The organism is Pseudoalteromonas sp. APC 3355 (assembly GCF_030407615.1).
GTDB classification, from domain to species: Bacteria; Pseudomonadota; Gammaproteobacteria; order Enterobacterales; family Alteromonadaceae; genus Pseudoalteromonas; species Pseudoalteromonas distincta.
The window spans coordinates 13895-28864 of sequence record NZ_JASDDB010000012.1 but is presented as its reverse complement, the minus strand read 5'-3'; the positions used below and the strand labels follow the sequence as shown (position 1 = coordinate 28864).

Sequence of the window (14970 nt, the reverse complement as noted above, 5' to 3'; positions counted from 1 at the left end):
TTAACACTATTTAATAGGCATTAAAAAAGCCGCTCACTTTAATTAAAGTGAGCGGCTTTTTTGTGCCCTGTGATTAACCACAAGACACTTCTACATTAAAACTTGTAGTTGTACTGAGCGCCAATAAGTACTGCATTACCTTCTGATTCAAACTCAAATCCATCTTCTTCAAAGTTCTGAGTTTTACCACGGATAATACTTACGCCTAGATCTACGTTAGAGCTTTGATCAATTGTGTAGTTACCACCGAATGAGAACCAAAAACGATCTGTATCTGGGATAGAGATCGACAGGTGATCTTGTGATACTGGAGACTGATCAAATGCTACACCAGCACGAAGTAATAAATCTTCGTTATATTGGTAATCTGAACCCACAGCGAAACGGTATGAATCAGAGAAGCTTTCATCTTTATTAAATGCGCTAAACTTATCGCCAGTTGGAGCTGTAACTTGTGCTTCTAATGAATCAAAGCTACTCCAACCTGTCCATAGAATACTGTAATGAAGACCAAGTTTTTCATCTAACTGATGAGAACCTGAAAATTCAGCTATTGCAGGAAGTGTTATTTCAACAGAACCAGGTAATTCAGTTCCATTTAATCCACCAAAAGCTGTTGGTATTTGATTCGAATAATCACCTTCGAATGTAATATCTGTTTCTGTACGATAATTAAAACCAAAACGGCTGTTATCATCTAGCTGATACATTAAACCAACATTTAAAGCGTAACCTGTATCATCACCTTCCAAGTTCACAACTTCAGTGCTTGAAGCAAATGGTAAACCAGAGCCAGCATGACGCACAATTGTTGCATCAGCATAAATTACGTTTAAGCCAATACCATAGCTAAACTTTTCAGTAACTTTATAAGCAACGCTTGCATTTAAGTTAACGGTGAAGATTTCTGTTTTACCAGCAATCTGTCCTGCTGAGTAGTCATCGTCAAAGTCTGTTGATAAACCAAAGTTAGAAAATGCACCAAAACCAAGTGATACTTTATCGTTGTAAGGCATAGTAAAGTAAGCTGCTGGTACCACTGCACTTGGGGCAATGCTATCGTCATCTAATGTAGATTGATCAATACCAGTTGGCGCGCCTTCACCTTCTAAGCTTACATCTGGGATTACACCAATAGCAGCAACACTTAGTTGTTTATCTTTAAATAAAGTCATTAGTGCAGGGTTACGTGCAACTACAGATGCATCGTCTGCAATAGAAGCTTCACCAGCGTATGCACGGCCTAAACCCGATGCATTTTGCTCTGATAATTGAAACGCAGCTGCAAAGCTATCAGCTGAAACAAATGCAAGCGAAGCTGCAATAAGGGTTTTAGAAAATTTCATTGTTGAGTCCTTAACCAAACTGACTGTCTGGGTACTATGTGTGTTGTTATTAGGATTTGAAACTTTGCTACACTACCTTAATTTTTTGTAAAAAACTCTATGAATGCGTCAAAAAACAGCAAAAAACATGTTATTTAACGACATTTTAACAACTATTTAAAACTCATCGGATGAGAAATGTGTTATTAGAGTTAAAGCTCTAATTGTAATTAATTATCATTTAGATTGACTTGAAATATATAGCAAATTACACTCACTATAAAATCGCAAAGGAAGTAAAACTGTGATCATTTTATTTATTATTACAGGGCTAATATTTTGTGGGGCGAGTGTATTTTGCTTCTACAAAGCAAACTACTGTGCATGCACTCAAGCAGGACAATGCGATAACCCCGTAAACCATTATTGGCTTGGGGCAATGTTAAATGCGTTGATTTCTTTAGCGCTTTGTTGTTTTGCATTGCACGTAGAGTTAGGTACTTTGCTATGGCTCACACTGATGGGAAGTTGTTTTTTGGGTGCGTTTATTTCTGCAAAACAAACTAAAAAAAGGCAATGCAGTAAAACTAGTTCAACAAATGCTCTTTTAGCAGGCGAGACAAATTAATCTGATAATCAAGAGGCTTAACACTTGCTAGTATTTTAAGCTCTTGGGTGTGCTCACTTAAATCTATGTCTTTAGGTGTAACATGATGATTGTGCTTAGCATTATAAAATAGTTTAATTTTAGGTTTTATAGGATTTAATACGTTCCCCTCAAGCACTAAGGCTAAACGTTCATTCGTTAATTTTACAATAGTCCCTACCGGATGGACCCCCAAGCACTTTATAAATCGCTGAACTAACTCACCATCAAACAAGTGTTTATTGGCTAATAAGTAGCGTAATGCATTAATAGGCTCATCACCCTCTTGGTGCATTCTATCGGCTGTCATAGCATCGTACACATCTACAATTGCCATTATACGCGCCGGGCGACTTAACTTTTCAGCCTGCAGGCCTCGCGGATAACCAGAGCCATCTAACCGCTCATGATGATTTACTATCATATCGAGCATAAGGGGAGTTATACCCTTCTCACCTTTAACTAAACCTAAACCTTGGGCAACATGCTTTTTAATTGCTGCTAGCTCGTTATTACTTAGTTTAGTTGGCTTGGAAAATATACCCTGCGGTAATTTAGCTTGGCCTAAGTCATGAAGTAACGCCCCCATTGCAAGCTCTTGTACAACAGCCTTTTCATACCCTAAGTATTTAGCAAATACAGCAGTAAAAATGGCGCAGTTGATCATATGGCGCCAGTTATAGCTATGTTTGTCTTTTATACGAGTAAGAATAGTCATAGCGTTAGCATTACGAAAAACTGAGCTGACTATCTCGCTAGCAATTTCATCAAGCACTTTTATATTAACACTCAGGCCAGATGTTAAATCACCATATAATGATTGTAACTTTCGGCCATGCTGATCGTAATTTACAGTCGCTTTAGCAAACTCCTGTTCGATAGAAATAGCTATAGGTGTTTTTTCTACTTTTTTTTGGCTATTAGATGTTTTAGGTGCACTTTGGGGCTTATATTTGGCAGGAACTGGCGCATCACCTTTAGTAAAATCTATAAGCAGCTCGAGCACCCCTTCAGACACTAAACGCTTAATAATAGATTTGTCGCGCACCAAGCCACTGGTCTTAATTTTTATGCTATTGATCCCCTCGTGTTGCTTAGTAACGCTATCAACGTACATACCAGGGGTGAGCTCAGACACAGGCAAAGTAATTAGCATAAAGGTGAGATTTTTTACATTTAAAGTAGATGTACCTTAAATAGCATTAATTAAGCTTAAAAGTCTAGTTTTTGAGTTGTAAGTAGTGATATATAACTACAAAGGATTACTTGCTGTATCACTCTTATTAGCTGTAGTGGGTAACCTTATTTTATGGATAATTAAAACCCTCTTCTATTTTCTTAATAACCTACAGCCACTTAGTACTTAAAAGGCTATTTGAGTATTATTTTTACGCTTTTAAACAAACTTAATTAACCTAATTTGAACATAATGTGGTTTTTCCTCGGTCTAAATATACACAACAGCTATAAAAATTTAAGAGCATCAACGTATATGACAAAATTAAACCACCCCGTATCAAACTTAAGTGTAGCGGCAATAAGCACCGTTTCTCCTTTGAGTCATATACTAAAAATAGCCGCTCCGCTGCTCGATAGCCTATTGGGCATCAATAAGCTGCGTGATATATACCTCTCTAATAATTTATCGGGTTTAGATAAACAAGAGTTTAGTGAAAAGCTGTTAAATGTATTAGGTATTAATGTGCTTGGTGCACAAGGTGTTATTAACAAAATACCAAAGCAAGGCCCTTGCATAGTGGTATGCAACCACCCTTACGGCATGATTGAGGGCGTAATTATTGCAAATTTACTCACCCATTATCGTAGCGATACAAAAGTAATGGCTAACGTGGGTTTAAAAATATTTAAAGAAATTAAAGACTATTTTATTTTTGCTAACCCACTAAAACCAAAAGCAGCCATTAATACCAGCGCAATAAAACAGTGTTTTAGTCATGTTAAAAATGATGGCTTACTTGTGGTTTTTCCTGCGGGAAGAGTGTCATTTTTTCAATCAGAAAAACAGCGTGTAACTGACGGGCAATGGAATCGCTTAGCCGCTCAACTAGCTTTAAAAACACAAGCTCCTTTATTGCCTGTATTTATTAGCGGTCAGAATAGCTCAACCTTTTATAACTTGGGGCGTGTTTACTACCGATTTAGATTATTAATGCTAATACGCGAATTACTTAAAATTCAAAAAAGCTCTATTAGCTTAAGCGCTGGTAATTTACTTACACCCAAATTATTAAATAAGTTTGAAAAAACTGACGACATAAACGCACTTACACGCTTGCAGTGTTACTTAAACGATGAGCGCTTTGTAACGCCTTGGCAAGAGGATAACCAATCAACACAGCTCAAAGCTATTATGCAGGAAGTTGATAAAACAAAAATGAAAAATGAGCTTGCCAACTTGCCAAGCGAGCAGCACTTAGTCGACTTTAAAGGTTACTCAGTTTATTACGGCTACCAAGAGCAAATACCTAATTGCGTTACTGAAATAACACGCCTCAGAGAAATAACCTTTCGCACATTAAACGAAGGAAGTGGCGAGCCATGCGACACAGATAAGTTTGATGCGACTTACATGCATTTGTTTATTTTTGATCATAAAAATGAAGAAATTATTGGTGCTTATAGAATTGGACAAACCGATTTATTACAAAAAAATAGCGACGTGAGCGCTCTTTATTTATCGCAAATGTTTAACTTCGAACCTTCTTTTATTAATCAGCAACAGCCGTGCTTAGAAATGGGTCGCTCGTTTATAGTTCAAAAACATCAGGGCAGTTACCATGGTTTATTACTGCTATTTAAAGGGATTGGTGCGTTTATGGCGCAAAATCCACGCTATAGGACTTTATATGGCACTGTTTCATTAAGTAAACTTTATGACCCTCGTTCTGTTGCAATTATTGACCATGCAATGGTTAATAATAAACAAGGTGTTAGCGCCAATACGCCTTTTAATAATAAGCTGCACCCAGAGTTTGAAGACTTTATTAATGACCACACGTTAAATATAAGCCATGTATCAGCATTGGTTATGGGAATAGAAGAAGATAAAAAAGACATACCGATTTTATTAAAGCAATACCACAAGCTAGGCGCTCAATTTCATTGCATGGGCATTGATAGCAACTTTAATCACACGCCAGGATTACTTTTAAGTGTGCACCTACCAAGTGCGCCTGAAAAGCTACTTAAGCTCTACCTTGGTGATAAAAAGGATGATTATATAAATCACTCATAATTTTTACCTGCTGTATTAATATAGCAGGTAAAAATTGAGCAAAAAAAGTCGACGCTATTAATTGCGTCGACTTTTTTAGTTATGTAACAGCTATAAAAATATTTAGTTAAGCTGCAGCCACTTTTAAACAACCAATGCTACTAATGAGCTGAGACTGCTTATCAAAATAATTAAAGCGTATAGTGTTACCAACTTTAATATGACTAATACTGACCGTCATTGCATCTTCTCTTAGCATGTTTACGCCATATTGCCCTTGTTCGGCTTTACTGTAATGAAACGCTAAAAACTGCTCACTTTCAGGATGTCTTAAATCAATAAGTTGCTTAAATTGTTGTTTACGCTTTTGTGTCACCGTTTCAAGCTCAACACCTGATGACGTAGCAAGTGGTTCAACTTGGCAGTGGATTAACTGCTTTGCATCCCACCTAACAAAAACCACGTTATTGTTATTTATCGATAGCCCATCCGGAAAAATACACAACTTAAAAGGCGCGTAGCCCGATAAATCCATGTTTTGTAATTGGTACAATGCAGGGGCTTTATTGCTCAGTAAATGAGGGATTAACAGACCTCTACTATGCTTTACCGCAGTTATATCAAATACACTTTGGTAATCATTTAATAATGCGAGTGTTTGCCCAAAATGCGATACCCCAAGCCAAGTACCTCCTCCTTGCGGATCAATGGGGAAAATTGCATTGCCCTGGTGCTTACTTGGAGCGATTGCCGTTTCTCGTGTTTTTTGCTCATCGCGATTAAAAAATAGCTCGTAGCCATCATCAGTTAAAAAGTAACTTAACGTGCACATTTTAATTTTGCATCGATTTTGGTTGTGCTGGCTGGCTATTTTCTCTTAAAAAGGTAGCTGTACTTGGTGCTAAACCAAAGCTTTGATCGAGCTGCGACTTTTGAGCAAAAGAAATTTGTGAAATCATCGCGTAATGGTGCACAGCGTGACTGCCTACAAAAATAAGCTCTCGCGCAAGTGATGTTGTTACTGTTTGTACATTTTTGCTTTTAATCGAAACTTCACTTGAAAGTAATAACGGTTTATTAAAATCATCTGGACTTAGCTGTTCAACCCACGTTGTTATTTCGGCAATTTTTTTTATTGCAGCAGTTGGAGAGCTTTCAATATCTCCTCCTCTTAAGCGGCAATCATAATCTACTTTTTGCGTGCTAAAGCCGGTCATTAAAGATTGATAATGATCGATAATATGTCGCATATGAGCTCCTGCCGAGCTAATAAAGTTAGGAGTAATGACTTGGGAATAGTCCTCTTTAGTTACACCTTCAAGATAAGCGTGTCCTTGAGCTAGTATCTCTAATTGACTATTTAACATTGAATCGGTCTTCCTCATTTATCACTAAATCTTATATGCAAAAAAGTACAACATGATTTTTGGATGCTAATTTTGCATTGTATAAATAACTAGAAAGCTGTTTTTAAAATTAACTTTCAAAGTTTTTGCAGTAAATGCATTTTTAAATACAAGAGTAATTAATAAGAAGCTAGGTAATATAGAGAGGATAATTAATACATATAAAAGCAAATGGCGCTCTCGGTAGGGATCGAACCTACAACTCAGCCTCCGGAGGGCCACGTGATATCCATTTCACCACGAGAGCACATTTGTTGCCGCCACACCAACTCGCGATATCAGTGCTTTAGCACCCGCAATGATAAAGAGATCTTTAAATAAATACCAGTAAGATCAGCTTATATGCTTATTAATTAAACTCTTTTAAATAAAACACTTCACAAAGGCTTAAAAACACGCTATTTATTCTTATTAGATAAGAAACAGTAACGGTTTAGCAACATTAAAATTATGATTGTCGCTGTGAGGATTAGTTTAATACGAGGAAATAATGATGAGTTTAATGTCTACTGAGCAAGTCGCTGAGTTTTTAGGTGTAAAAGTAGAGCGTGTAAAACGTCTCTCTAGAGAAAGTTTATTAATTGCTAAATCTGAAGACGAGAATGGCGAACCACAATTTGATGCGGCTGAAGTAACAAAGTACAAAGAGCTCGCTGAACGCTTTGGTGGTTTGTAACTTTTATAAAAAAGTATTAGTAACAAGTTTATTTAGCTGCGCACGTAACATTATAGATTTACTAGTTATGCTGCGCTCCTCATACCAAGCAATACATAACACCAAAAAAAACAGCTTATAGTAATTTAACTTATCTATTGATGGGTAAAACGTGCTTGTTTTATCAACGCTATTTTTATAGTTGTTTAACAATGTACTGTCACTGCTCTCATTAAGATTAAAGCTCACTGCAAGGGCTGCCAAATCAAAATATACATCGTTAGTTTGCGCGTACTCAAAATCAATTAAATACATACCCGAAGCATTTACAATAATATTATCTTTTACCAAATCGTTATGACAAAAGCCTTCATCAAATTGCATGGCTGCAACTACTTTGAGTGCCTGCTCTATTTGAGGTTTATATTGCGTATATACGCCGGTGCTTTGATAAAAATGCAGCTCTTTAGCTATATCCATTGGCGCGGTAGACGCTTTGTAATTATGCACTTGAGCAAGTTTATTAATAAAGCTAAGCGTTATATCCGATTGCGCTGTATTACCTTCAATATAATTAAATACCGCACGGCTATTCTTTTTATCGAGCCAAACAGGCGCAGGACATATATTAAGCTCACTTAAAAAACGCTGTGCTTCAAGCCCTATGGCTGGCCAATGGCTTTTATAACACTTTAATAAATACCCTTGTTGTTTGGTACGTATTAAAAAATTATCGTTACTAAAACCATTAAGTAGTCGCTCGCTTGAAATAACGCTCGTAGGCTCTATAAACGCCCTACACATTTTTACTAGCTGATTATGCTCAATCATTAATTAAAGCTGAGCTAGCGGCTTAGCTTGGCTTTGTTCGTACTCTTCGTACCAGGTTTTAAAGCCCCACGCCGCCATAATGGTATAAAATATAAAGAGCGCAAGCGTTGGGTAGTAGCCTTTTTCATAATATAAATACATGGAAGCGGCATCTATTACAATCCAGTACAGCCAGTTTTCGAGGACTTTTTTAGCAACTAAGTAGGTAGTTACTACGGCAAAACACGTTGTAAAACTATCAAGATAAGCAAAATCGGCATGCGTATAGTTTTGCATAACGTAACCAATTGTAATTGCAGCTACGGTTGTTAAACTAATTAAAACAGCATGACGGTTTATCGACCACGATGTAATATTTAAATTTTCAGCTTTGCCTTTTCTCCATACAACCCATCCAAACACAGCCATATACATATAATAAAAATTAAGTAACGACTCCATGAGCAATGCGCCATTCCAGTACATAATTGTATAAATGAGCGTGCTAAAAAATGCCGCCGGCCAACACCATAAGCTTTCCTTTATTGCCAATAATAAGTACGCCATCGACAATCCTACCGCAATGTATTCCCAATGCGACATTGCTGTAAAACCGCTTAAGGTTTGTGTTAAAAAGTCCATATTATGCAATCACCGTTTAGTTGCGCCATTTGTTATACCAATCTGCTTATATACGGGGTCTATTTAACGTTAAGAAAATCAAGCTAGAACTAGGCAAAAATTTTTGTATCTAGTTGTTCTAAATAAAAAAAATTTAACGACGTTATAGTGCAATTTAATTCGTTAAATTGATCAAAGATTTATGCAGGTTGGTATTATAGATTATTCAGGCGATAAGTCGCCAGAGAGAAACTTACATACAAAAATAGCTTTACCAAATTCTTCATATGAGCGCTTAATTTCGGTATTTAACACCTGCATTACTAAATCATAATCACCAAAAATTTGCGTTGATAGCGTATTAGTAATCACTTTTAAATTTTCGTATTCGTTTAAGCGGTCAATAAAGCCTTTAATAAACGGAATATAATCTTGGTGAAGTGGATATTTACTGATCTCTACTGATAATTTCATTTTAAACTCTACTTTTTAATTATTTGATTTAAACAAATCATTCAATGCCAGTTCAATACAGTGTAAAATTATACTAACACTCAATTTAACTGAGCTTATTATGGCACGCAGAATAACGTATACATTTAAAAACCAACCGCGCGAAATTAACTTCGCAAAAGATAAATACCACGACATGTATCAAGCTATTGCTGCTGCCGAGGGTATTGATTTAACAAATTACTTAAACATGGTACGCCAAATAGAAATGACCTCAAAAGGGTCTGCTTCTGTTCGTAACTTTCGCGACCAAGAATTTGCCCGTATGGGCTTTAGCGACATTTACTTTATAAAAGAGTAATTATACCCAATTGGTGTACGCTAAAAACTAACTATGGCTGATACTCATAACTTACGCGTGGTGTAATATTACATAATAGCTCGTAAGGAATAGTATCAGCGCACAGTGCTATTTCTTCAACTGGAAGCTCAGGGCCCCACATAGTGACTCTGTCGCCAACTTTAATATTATGCTCATTAGCACCTATATCAACGCTGATCATGTCCATAGCTACGCTTCCTACAATACCATAACGCTGCTCACCAATTATTACCGGTGTCCCCTCTTTAGCATGCCGAGGATAACCATCGCCATAACCCATAGCCACTACAGCTAACTTGGTTGGTTTATCGCTTTTCCAACGACCACCATACCCAACAGCCTCATTAGCAGGCACATCTCGTACTGCAATTACGCGCGTAGTTAAGCGCATAACTGGTTTTAATTTGTGTTGCTGCCCAATACTATTTGCCATTGGCGATACACCATATAACATAAGCCCAGGACGTACCCAATCGCCATGACCGCTCGGCCAGGCAATAATACCAGCAGAATTTGATAAACAATGCGCTTGGTCAATGCCATTCACTAAATTATCAAACAACGTAATTTGTTGAACCGTTTTAGCATTATCAACGTCATCAGCACACGAAAAGTGGGTCATTAAATTAACGGTATTTTTAGCGTTAGGTGTTTTTTGCAAGCGGTTATAAAACGCTTCAAACTGCTCTGGCGCAATACCTAATCGATGCATACCTGTATTTACTTTTAACCAGCATGTTATTGGTGCATCTAGCTTTGCTTTTTCAAGCGCCGCTAATTGGTACTCATCGTGAATAATAGTTTGAAAATTGTTGGCGAGCAGAATCGGTAAGTCGGCTTTGTTAAAAAAACCTTCTAGTAAAACAATTGGCTTTGTTAAGCCCCCAGCTCGAAGGGCGAGCCCTTCATCTATACGTGCCACAGCAAATGCGTCAGCATTATTTAAATGCTGCGCAATCGTTACTAATCCATGCCCGTAAGCATTTGCTTTTAGCACCGCCATCACTTTGCTGTTAGGTGCAAAGCCCTTAACTTGCGCTAAATTATGCGCAAGTGCCGTTAAGTTAATTTCAGCAGTCGCTAAGCGCATTAGTAATCGTCATCTACCGCTGGTCCCGCGTAATTATCAAAGCGAGAAAATTGACCTTGGAACGTTAAACGCACTTTACCAATTGGGCCGTTACGTTGTTTACCTATGATGATTTCAGCAATACCTTTATCGGTACTGTCTTCGTTGTAAACTTCGTCACGGTAAATAAACATGATTAAATCGGCATCCTGCTCTATCGACCCTGACTCACGTAAATCTGAGTTAATTGGGCGTTTATCAGCACGTTGCTCTAGCGTACGGTTTAGCTGCGAAAGCGCGACAACCGGACATTTTAGCTCTTTTGCTAGTGATTTAAGTGAACGCGAAATTTCAGCAATTTCAAGCGTTCGGTTATCAGCAAGGCTAGGTACACGCATTAGCTGCAAGTAATCGACCATGATCATACTAATGCCACCGTGGTCACGCGCAATACGACGTGCACGAGAGCGAACATCGGTAGGTGTTAAGCCCGAGGCATCATCAACATACATTTTGCCTTTTTCCATCAACAAGCCCATTGTTGATGAAAGTCGCGCCCAATCGTCATCATCTAACTGACCTGTACGTACCTTAGTTTGGTTAATACGGCCAAGAGACGCTAACATCCTCATCATAATTTGTTCTGAAGGCATCTCTAGCGAGTAAATTAGCACGGGTTTGTCTTGAGTCATTGCGGCATGTTCTGCAAGGTTCATCGCAAAGGTGGTTTTACCCATTGAAGGACGCGCTGCCACAATAATTAAGTCAGACGGCTGCAGGCCTGTCGTCATTTTATCAAGATCGGCATAACCTGTACTTACACCCGTTACACCATCTTGTGGCGATTGATAAAGCTCTTCTATTTTATCAACGGTTTTTTCGAGTATGTTATGAATACTTTGCGGGCCTTCCGTACTTTTTGTACGTTGCTCGGCAATTTTAAATACTTTGCTTTCGGCAAAGTCGAGTAAGTCGTGACTAGTACGCCCTTCGGTATTAAAACCCGCTTCGGCTATTTCATTTGCCACGCCAATCATTTCACGTACAACAGCACGCTCACGTACAATGTTTGCGTAGGCATCAATGTTGGCTGCACTTGGCGTATTTTTAGCAATTTCGGCTAAGTAAGCAAAACCACCAATACCTGCAAGTTTATTATTTTTTTCTAAACTTTCAGAAATAGTGATTAAATCTATCGGATCGCCAATCTCAGCAAGTGCCGTCATCGCCTCAAAAATTAACTTGTGCGTGCGGGTATAAAAATCCTGTGATACAACAAGCTCAGCTACGCGGTCAAAAGCTTGGTTATCAAGCATTAAGCCACCTAAAACAGATTGTTCAGCTTCTATTGAATGGGGAGGAACTTTAAGAGTATCGACTTGCTTATCTGGTTTGGCCATAACTTCACAGTAGTAAAATTGAATGGCTCTATTCTATCGACTTGCAGGGGCTGTGCAAATAGAAAAGCAGGAAATCTTTCCTGCTTTTTGTAATCGTGATGGGGAATGAGTGTTATTTGGTACGAAGCTCTATTCGCCCACTAATGGTATCCATTTCAACATTTGCATTACCGCCATTAATACTAAACTCTAAATCACTGGCTGGGCCATATTTAGCTTTACTGACTTTGTCACTACTGACTTTGTTAATGATTTTACCATTAGCATGGGCTTTAATTTCAAACTTTGCTGATACACTTTGTGGGAAATAAAAGTCGGCATCACCACTTACTGATTCAAAACGTACATCACCGCCTTTTAAAAGCTCGTTAATCTGTACTTCTGCTTCGCCATTGACCGTATTAATACGTAGGTTTTTAATAGCCGATAGCGTAAATTCTATATCGCCATTTACGTTTTCAAGGCGTACATCATTAGCGCTTGAAGTTGATTTAATATCACCATTAACAGCGCTAAAACGCAGCTCACCACTTGATTGCCTATCGTTAATTTCACCATTTACGGTTTCAAACTGAATATTCCCGTTTAAGTTCTCAGCGTTCACATCACCATTTACAGTGGTGAGCTTAATGTTGCCAGTAATATCATCTACCGTAATTTCGCCGTTAACCACATCAACTTCTGCGCCGTTTTTAAGCTCTTTTGCAGTCACCGATACATTTACGCCAGCAAACTCTAAACTACTGCTTTTAGGCATAAATATAGTTAGGTTTGAGCCGTCACCACTATTGCCCCAATTTGATTTACGGGGCATTTTTACAATAAACTGTGTTTTATCACCACTTGTTTTAAGCTCATAACCCTGTGCTTTATCATCAAGCTCGCCAGATACTTTAAATTCGTTTTTATCCCAGCCTGTAATATGTATATCACCGCGTTGGTTTTCAATAAAAATAGTGCCGCCACTTGGTACGTCTATTTGCTTATCTATTTTTTCACCCGCAAATGCCGCCAGTGGAAATAAGCTCAGTCCTAATAAAATCGCTTTCATATCGTACTCCTAAATGTGCTGCCAACGTGGCGCGTGCACCTTGTTAATTAAATCAAGTTGTTGTTGATATATTTGCGCTAACATTGTCAGTAGCGCTTGGTTTTGTGGTTCGTTTTCAAGAGCTTGCTTTATTGCTTGCTCAGCTTCTTCAAGTTCTTGTAGTTGCGTTTGCCAGTTAGTGGTTAATGCTTCTTTATTTTCGTATTCAACTAACAAACTATTTTTTTTATCCGAAAAGTAATCACTTATAGCCACTACGGGCTGTGGTTCAGGTGCTATAACAAATATATTAACAGCAATTAAAGCAGCCACAGTACACGCTGCTATTGCCGTTAGTTTTGGCCAAATAATAGTGCTGTTTGGGTTCTGCTTATTATTAACAATTGCTCGCTCAATCCCCGCCCATAAATCTTTTTGTGGCGTAATTTCTTTATCAAGCGTGTTTAATGACTCGTTTAAGTAGTCGTTAAAGTTTGGTTTACTCATTTTCATACCACTCTTGTAATAACTGCCTAGCACGATGATATTGTGACTTACTTGAACCAACAGCCATACCTAATTGCTCTGCGATTTCCTCGTGCCTGTAACCTTCAATAGCAAATAATACAAATACCATACGTGCGCGCTCAGGAAGCCTTACTATTAACTTATCGAGGCCATTTAAGCCTTTGCAGTCGTTAGCTGATTGCTCATCCATACCGCTGTGTTCAATACTTACTACTTTTTGTAACCAATTTTTTTGCTTGCGCAGGTAACTTATCGCTACATTACTGGCAACACTATATAGCCAAGTAGAAAACTGCGAACGCCCATCAAACAATGCTATTTTATGCCATACCTGTACAAATACCTCTTGGGCGGCGTCTTCGGCGTGTGCTTGGTCTGCTAATAAACGTAAACATAAACCGTATACTCGTTTTATATGTAACTCATAAAGCGTTGTGTATGCGCCTTGATCACCCGATTTAACTCGCTCAATGAGTGCAGCTTCGCACAAAGGCGTTGGTTCGGGTTTAACGTGTAACATCCGTGATGCCGCCTTTTAATTATTATTGTTGAGTTGCTACTTAAGTGTATTGATAAGTTAGACGTAATGACAGTTCGAAAAGGTTTAAAAGGAATGAAAAAATAATTGAATAAAAAAGGGGCTTATACGAGGCTATATACCAATTCGCTTAATTAAGTGATCTATTTTGAGGATGGAAAAACGTGTTGATAGCTAGACAAAAAATTCGCTATTTAGTTGTTCTCGGCAATTGCTCCTGCATTGCTCTACCTTCTGCATCCATGCAGTCGTAAATGAGAATTTTTTAACACAGGTAGCGACACGTTTAGCCCCGCAAAATGATTAAGTATTATTGCGGATTGGTATTATTAAACTGTGCCCTCAACTAATGAAGTTAGCCAAATTATAGGCACAAAAAAGCCGTGCTAATAGCACGGCTTTTTTAGCTTAATTAAAAATTAAGCTTCAGCGATTACGATTACTTTGATAGTAGCCGTTACGTCTGAGTGAACTGAAATTGATACGTCAAATTCACCAGTCTCACGGATAGTACCTAGAGGCAAACGAACTTCTGACTTAGCAACTTCAACACCAACAGCTGAGATAGCGTCAGCGATGTCACGAGTACCGATTGAACCGAATAACTTACCTTCGTCACCAGCTTTAGATACTAATGTAACTTCTGCTAATGCTTCTAGTTTTTCAGCGCGTGCTTGTGCAGCAACTAACTGTTCAGCGATTTTCGCTTCAAGTTCTGCACGACGAGCGTCAAACGTTTCAATGTTAGCTTTAGTCGCAGGAACTGCCTTACCTTGCGGGAAAAGGAAGTTACGTGCGAAACCAGATTTAACTACAACCTGTTCACCTAGGCTACCTAGGTTAGCGATCTTATCTAGTAGAATAACTTGCAT

17 protein-coding genes and 1 tRNA gene are annotated in these 14970 nt (G+C 38.2%); 4 read left to right on the top strand and 14 right to left on the bottom strand.

All coding sequences use genetic code 11. From position 1 onward, the window contains the following. Window positions 1–95 precede the first annotated feature (95 nt). Window positions 96–1346, bottom strand: coding sequence for an outer membrane protein transport protein (locus QMA08_RS15955; protein ID WP_024596459.1), 1251 nt, complete (start codon window positions 1344–1346; stop codon window positions 96–98). A gap of 283 nt (window positions 1347–1629) precedes the next feature. Here QMA08_RS15955 and QMA08_RS15950 point away from each other — a divergent pair, with 283 nt between their 5' ends. Beyond that, window positions 1630–1953, top strand: a complete 324-nt coding sequence (locus tag QMA08_RS15950; protein WP_154903641.1) for a hypothetical protein — start codon at window positions 1630–1632, stop codon at window positions 1951–1953. On the opposite strand, the gene QMA08_RS15945 is transcribed toward QMA08_RS15950, so the two are convergent. Then, complete coding sequence (locus QMA08_RS15945; RefSeq protein WP_039490270.1) at window positions 1913–3127, bottom strand: HD-GYP domain-containing protein; 1215 nt, start codon at window positions 3125–3127, stop codon at window positions 1913–1915. The genes QMA08_RS15950 and QMA08_RS15945 overlap by 41 nt on opposite strands. A 336-nt stretch (window positions 3128–3463) precedes the next feature. On the opposite strand from QMA08_RS15945, the gene QMA08_RS15940 reads away from it, so the two are divergent. Further along, entirely contained in the window at window positions 3464–5227 is a 1764-nt protein-coding gene (locus tag QMA08_RS15940; protein ID WP_290174929.1) for a GNAT family N-acyltransferase, read from the top strand. Window positions 5228–5333: 106 nt separating this feature from the next. On the opposite strand, the gene QMA08_RS15935 is transcribed toward QMA08_RS15940, so the two are convergent. From QMA08_RS15935 to QMA08_RS15925, 3 genes are all read right to left on the bottom strand, one after another. Beyond that, window positions 5334–6038 (bottom strand): NRDE family protein, encoded by a 705-nt coding sequence (locus tag QMA08_RS15935; protein ID WP_002963038.1) that lies wholly within the window; start codon window positions 6036–6038, stop codon window positions 5334–5336. Window position 6039: 1 nt separating this feature from the next. Beyond that, window positions 6040–6573: a DinB family protein gene (locus tag QMA08_RS15930; RefSeq protein ID WP_138489604.1), complete on the bottom strand. Its 534-nt coding sequence runs from the start codon at window positions 6571–6573 to the stop codon at window positions 6040–6042. Between the two features lie 211 nt (window positions 6574–6784). Further along, window positions 6785–6859: transfer RNA gene (locus tag QMA08_RS15925), tRNA-Arg, on the bottom strand. Window positions 6860–7105: 246 nt separating this feature from the next. Here QMA08_RS15925 and QMA08_RS15920 point away from each other — a divergent pair. Next, the gene (locus tag QMA08_RS15920) at window positions 7106–7288 is read left to right on the top strand and encodes a hypothetical protein (RefSeq protein WP_039490259.1); all 183 of its coding nucleotides are present in this window, start codon (window positions 7106–7108) and stop codon (window positions 7286–7288) included. 3 nt (window positions 7289–7291) lie between these two features. Here the strand turns inward: QMA08_RS15920 and QMA08_RS15915 are convergent, their stop codons facing one another. From QMA08_RS15915 to QMA08_RS15905, 3 genes are all read right to left on the bottom strand, one after another. After that, on the bottom strand, window positions 7292–8098 hold the full coding sequence (locus QMA08_RS15915) for a phosphotransferase (RefSeq protein ID WP_290174928.1): 807 nt from the start codon (window positions 8096–8098) through the stop codon (window positions 7292–7294). 3 nt (window positions 8099–8101) lie between these two features. Next, the gene (gene pnuC / locus QMA08_RS15910) at window positions 8102–8719 is read right to left on the bottom strand and encodes a nicotinamide riboside transporter PnuC (RefSeq protein WP_002963042.1); all 618 of its coding nucleotides are present in this window, start codon (window positions 8717–8719) and stop codon (window positions 8102–8104) included. Window positions 8720–8920: 201 nt separating this feature from the next. Continuing rightward, window positions 8921–9172, bottom strand: a complete 252-nt coding sequence (locus QMA08_RS15905) for a hypothetical protein (RefSeq protein WP_002963043.1) — start codon at window positions 9170–9172, stop codon at window positions 8921–8923. Window positions 9173–9272: 100 nt separating this feature from the next. On the opposite strand from QMA08_RS15905, the gene QMA08_RS15900 reads away from it, so the two are divergent. After that, the gene (locus tag QMA08_RS15900; RefSeq protein WP_002963045.1) at window positions 9273–9512 is read left to right on the top strand and encodes a DUF2960 domain-containing protein; all 240 of its coding nucleotides are present in this window, start codon (window positions 9273–9275) and stop codon (window positions 9510–9512) included. 31 nt (window positions 9513–9543) lie between these two features. Here the strand turns inward: QMA08_RS15900 and alr are convergent, their stop codons facing one another. The 6 genes from alr to rplI form a co-directional block, all read right to left on the bottom strand. Continuing rightward, entirely contained in the window at window positions 9544–10623 is a 1080-nt protein-coding gene (gene alr / locus QMA08_RS15895; RefSeq protein WP_138489606.1) for an alanine racemase, read from the bottom strand. After that, on the bottom strand, window positions 10623–12002 hold the full coding sequence (gene dnaB / locus QMA08_RS15890) for a replicative DNA helicase (RefSeq protein ID WP_002963050.1): 1380 nt from the start codon (window positions 12000–12002) through the stop codon (window positions 10623–10625). The genes alr and dnaB overlap by 1 nt, the downstream gene beginning before the upstream one ends. Before the next feature lie 112 nt (window positions 12003–12114). After that, window positions 12115–13053 (bottom strand): DUF4097 family beta strand repeat-containing protein, encoded by a 939-nt coding sequence (locus tag QMA08_RS15885; protein ID WP_002963051.1) that lies wholly within the window; start codon window positions 13051–13053, stop codon window positions 12115–12117. A gap of 9 nt (window positions 13054–13062) precedes the next feature. Further along, window positions 13063–13545 (bottom strand): hypothetical protein, encoded by a 483-nt coding sequence (locus QMA08_RS15880; protein WP_290174926.1) that lies wholly within the window; start codon window positions 13543–13545, stop codon window positions 13063–13065. Beyond that, on the bottom strand, window positions 13532–14080 hold the full coding sequence (locus QMA08_RS15875) for a sigma-70 family RNA polymerase sigma factor (protein ID WP_002963053.1): 549 nt from the start codon (window positions 14078–14080) through the stop codon (window positions 13532–13534). Before QMA08_RS15875 ends, QMA08_RS15880 begins: the two co-directional genes overlap by 14 nt. Before the next feature lie 437 nt (window positions 14081–14517). Further along, a complete protein-coding gene (gene rplI / locus QMA08_RS15870; RefSeq protein WP_002962755.1) occupies window positions 14518–14970 on the bottom strand; it encodes a 50S ribosomal protein L9 in 453 nt (150 codons plus the stop codon).

Coding starts and splice junctions, on each gene's coding strand:
- QMA08_RS15920 (WP_039490259.1), top strand. CDS start 7,106: ATGAGTTTAATGTCTACTGAGCAAGTCGCTGAGTTTTTAGGTGTAAAA.
- pnuC (WP_002963042.1), bottom strand. CDS start 8,719: ATGGACTTTTTAACACAAACCTTAAGCGGTTTTACAGCAATGTCGCAT.
- dnaB (WP_002963050.1), bottom strand. CDS start 12,002: ATGGCCAAACCAGATAAGCAAGTCGATACTCTTAAAGTTCCTCCCCAT.
- QMA08_RS15900 (WP_002963045.1), top strand. CDS start 9,273: ATGGCACGCAGAATAACGTATACATTTAAAAACCAACCGCGCGAAATT.
- QMA08_RS15940 (WP_290174929.1), top strand. CDS start 3,464: ATGACAAAATTAAACCACCCCGTATCAAACTTAAGTGTAGCGGCAATA.
- QMA08_RS15880 (WP_290174926.1), bottom strand. CDS start 13,545: ATGAAAATGAGTAAACCAAACTTTAACGACTACTTAAACGAGTCATTA.
- rplI (WP_002962755.1), bottom strand. CDS start 14,970: ATGCAAGTTATTCTACTAGATAAGATCGCTAACCTAGGTAGCCTAGGT.
- alr (WP_138489606.1), bottom strand. CDS start 10,623: ATGCGCTTAGCGACTGCTGAAATTAACTTAACGGCACTTGCGCATAAT.
- QMA08_RS15955 (WP_024596459.1), bottom strand. CDS start 1,346: ATGAAATTTTCTAAAACCCTTATTGCAGCTTCGCTTGCATTTGTTTCA.
- QMA08_RS15875 (WP_002963053.1), bottom strand. CDS start 14,080: ATGTTACACGTTAAACCCGAACCAACGCCTTTGTGCGAAGCTGCACTC.
- QMA08_RS15905 (WP_002963043.1), bottom strand. CDS start 9,172: ATGAAATTATCAGTAGAGATCAGTAAATATCCACTTCACCAAGATTAT.
- QMA08_RS15935 (WP_002963038.1), bottom strand. CDS start 6,038: ATGTGCACGTTAAGTTACTTTTTAACTGATGATGGCTACGAGCTATTT.
- QMA08_RS15945 (WP_039490270.1), bottom strand. CDS start 3,127: ATGCTAATTACTTTGCCTGTGTCTGAGCTCACCCCTGGTATGTACGTT.
- QMA08_RS15885 (WP_002963051.1), bottom strand. CDS start 13,053: ATGAAAGCGATTTTATTAGGACTGAGCTTATTTCCACTGGCGGCATTT.
- QMA08_RS15930 (WP_138489604.1), bottom strand. CDS start 6,573: ATGTTAAATAGTCAATTAGAGATACTAGCTCAAGGACACGCTTATCTT.
- QMA08_RS15915 (WP_290174928.1), bottom strand. CDS start 8,098: ATGATTGAGCATAATCAGCTAGTAAAAATGTGTAGGGCGTTTATAGAG.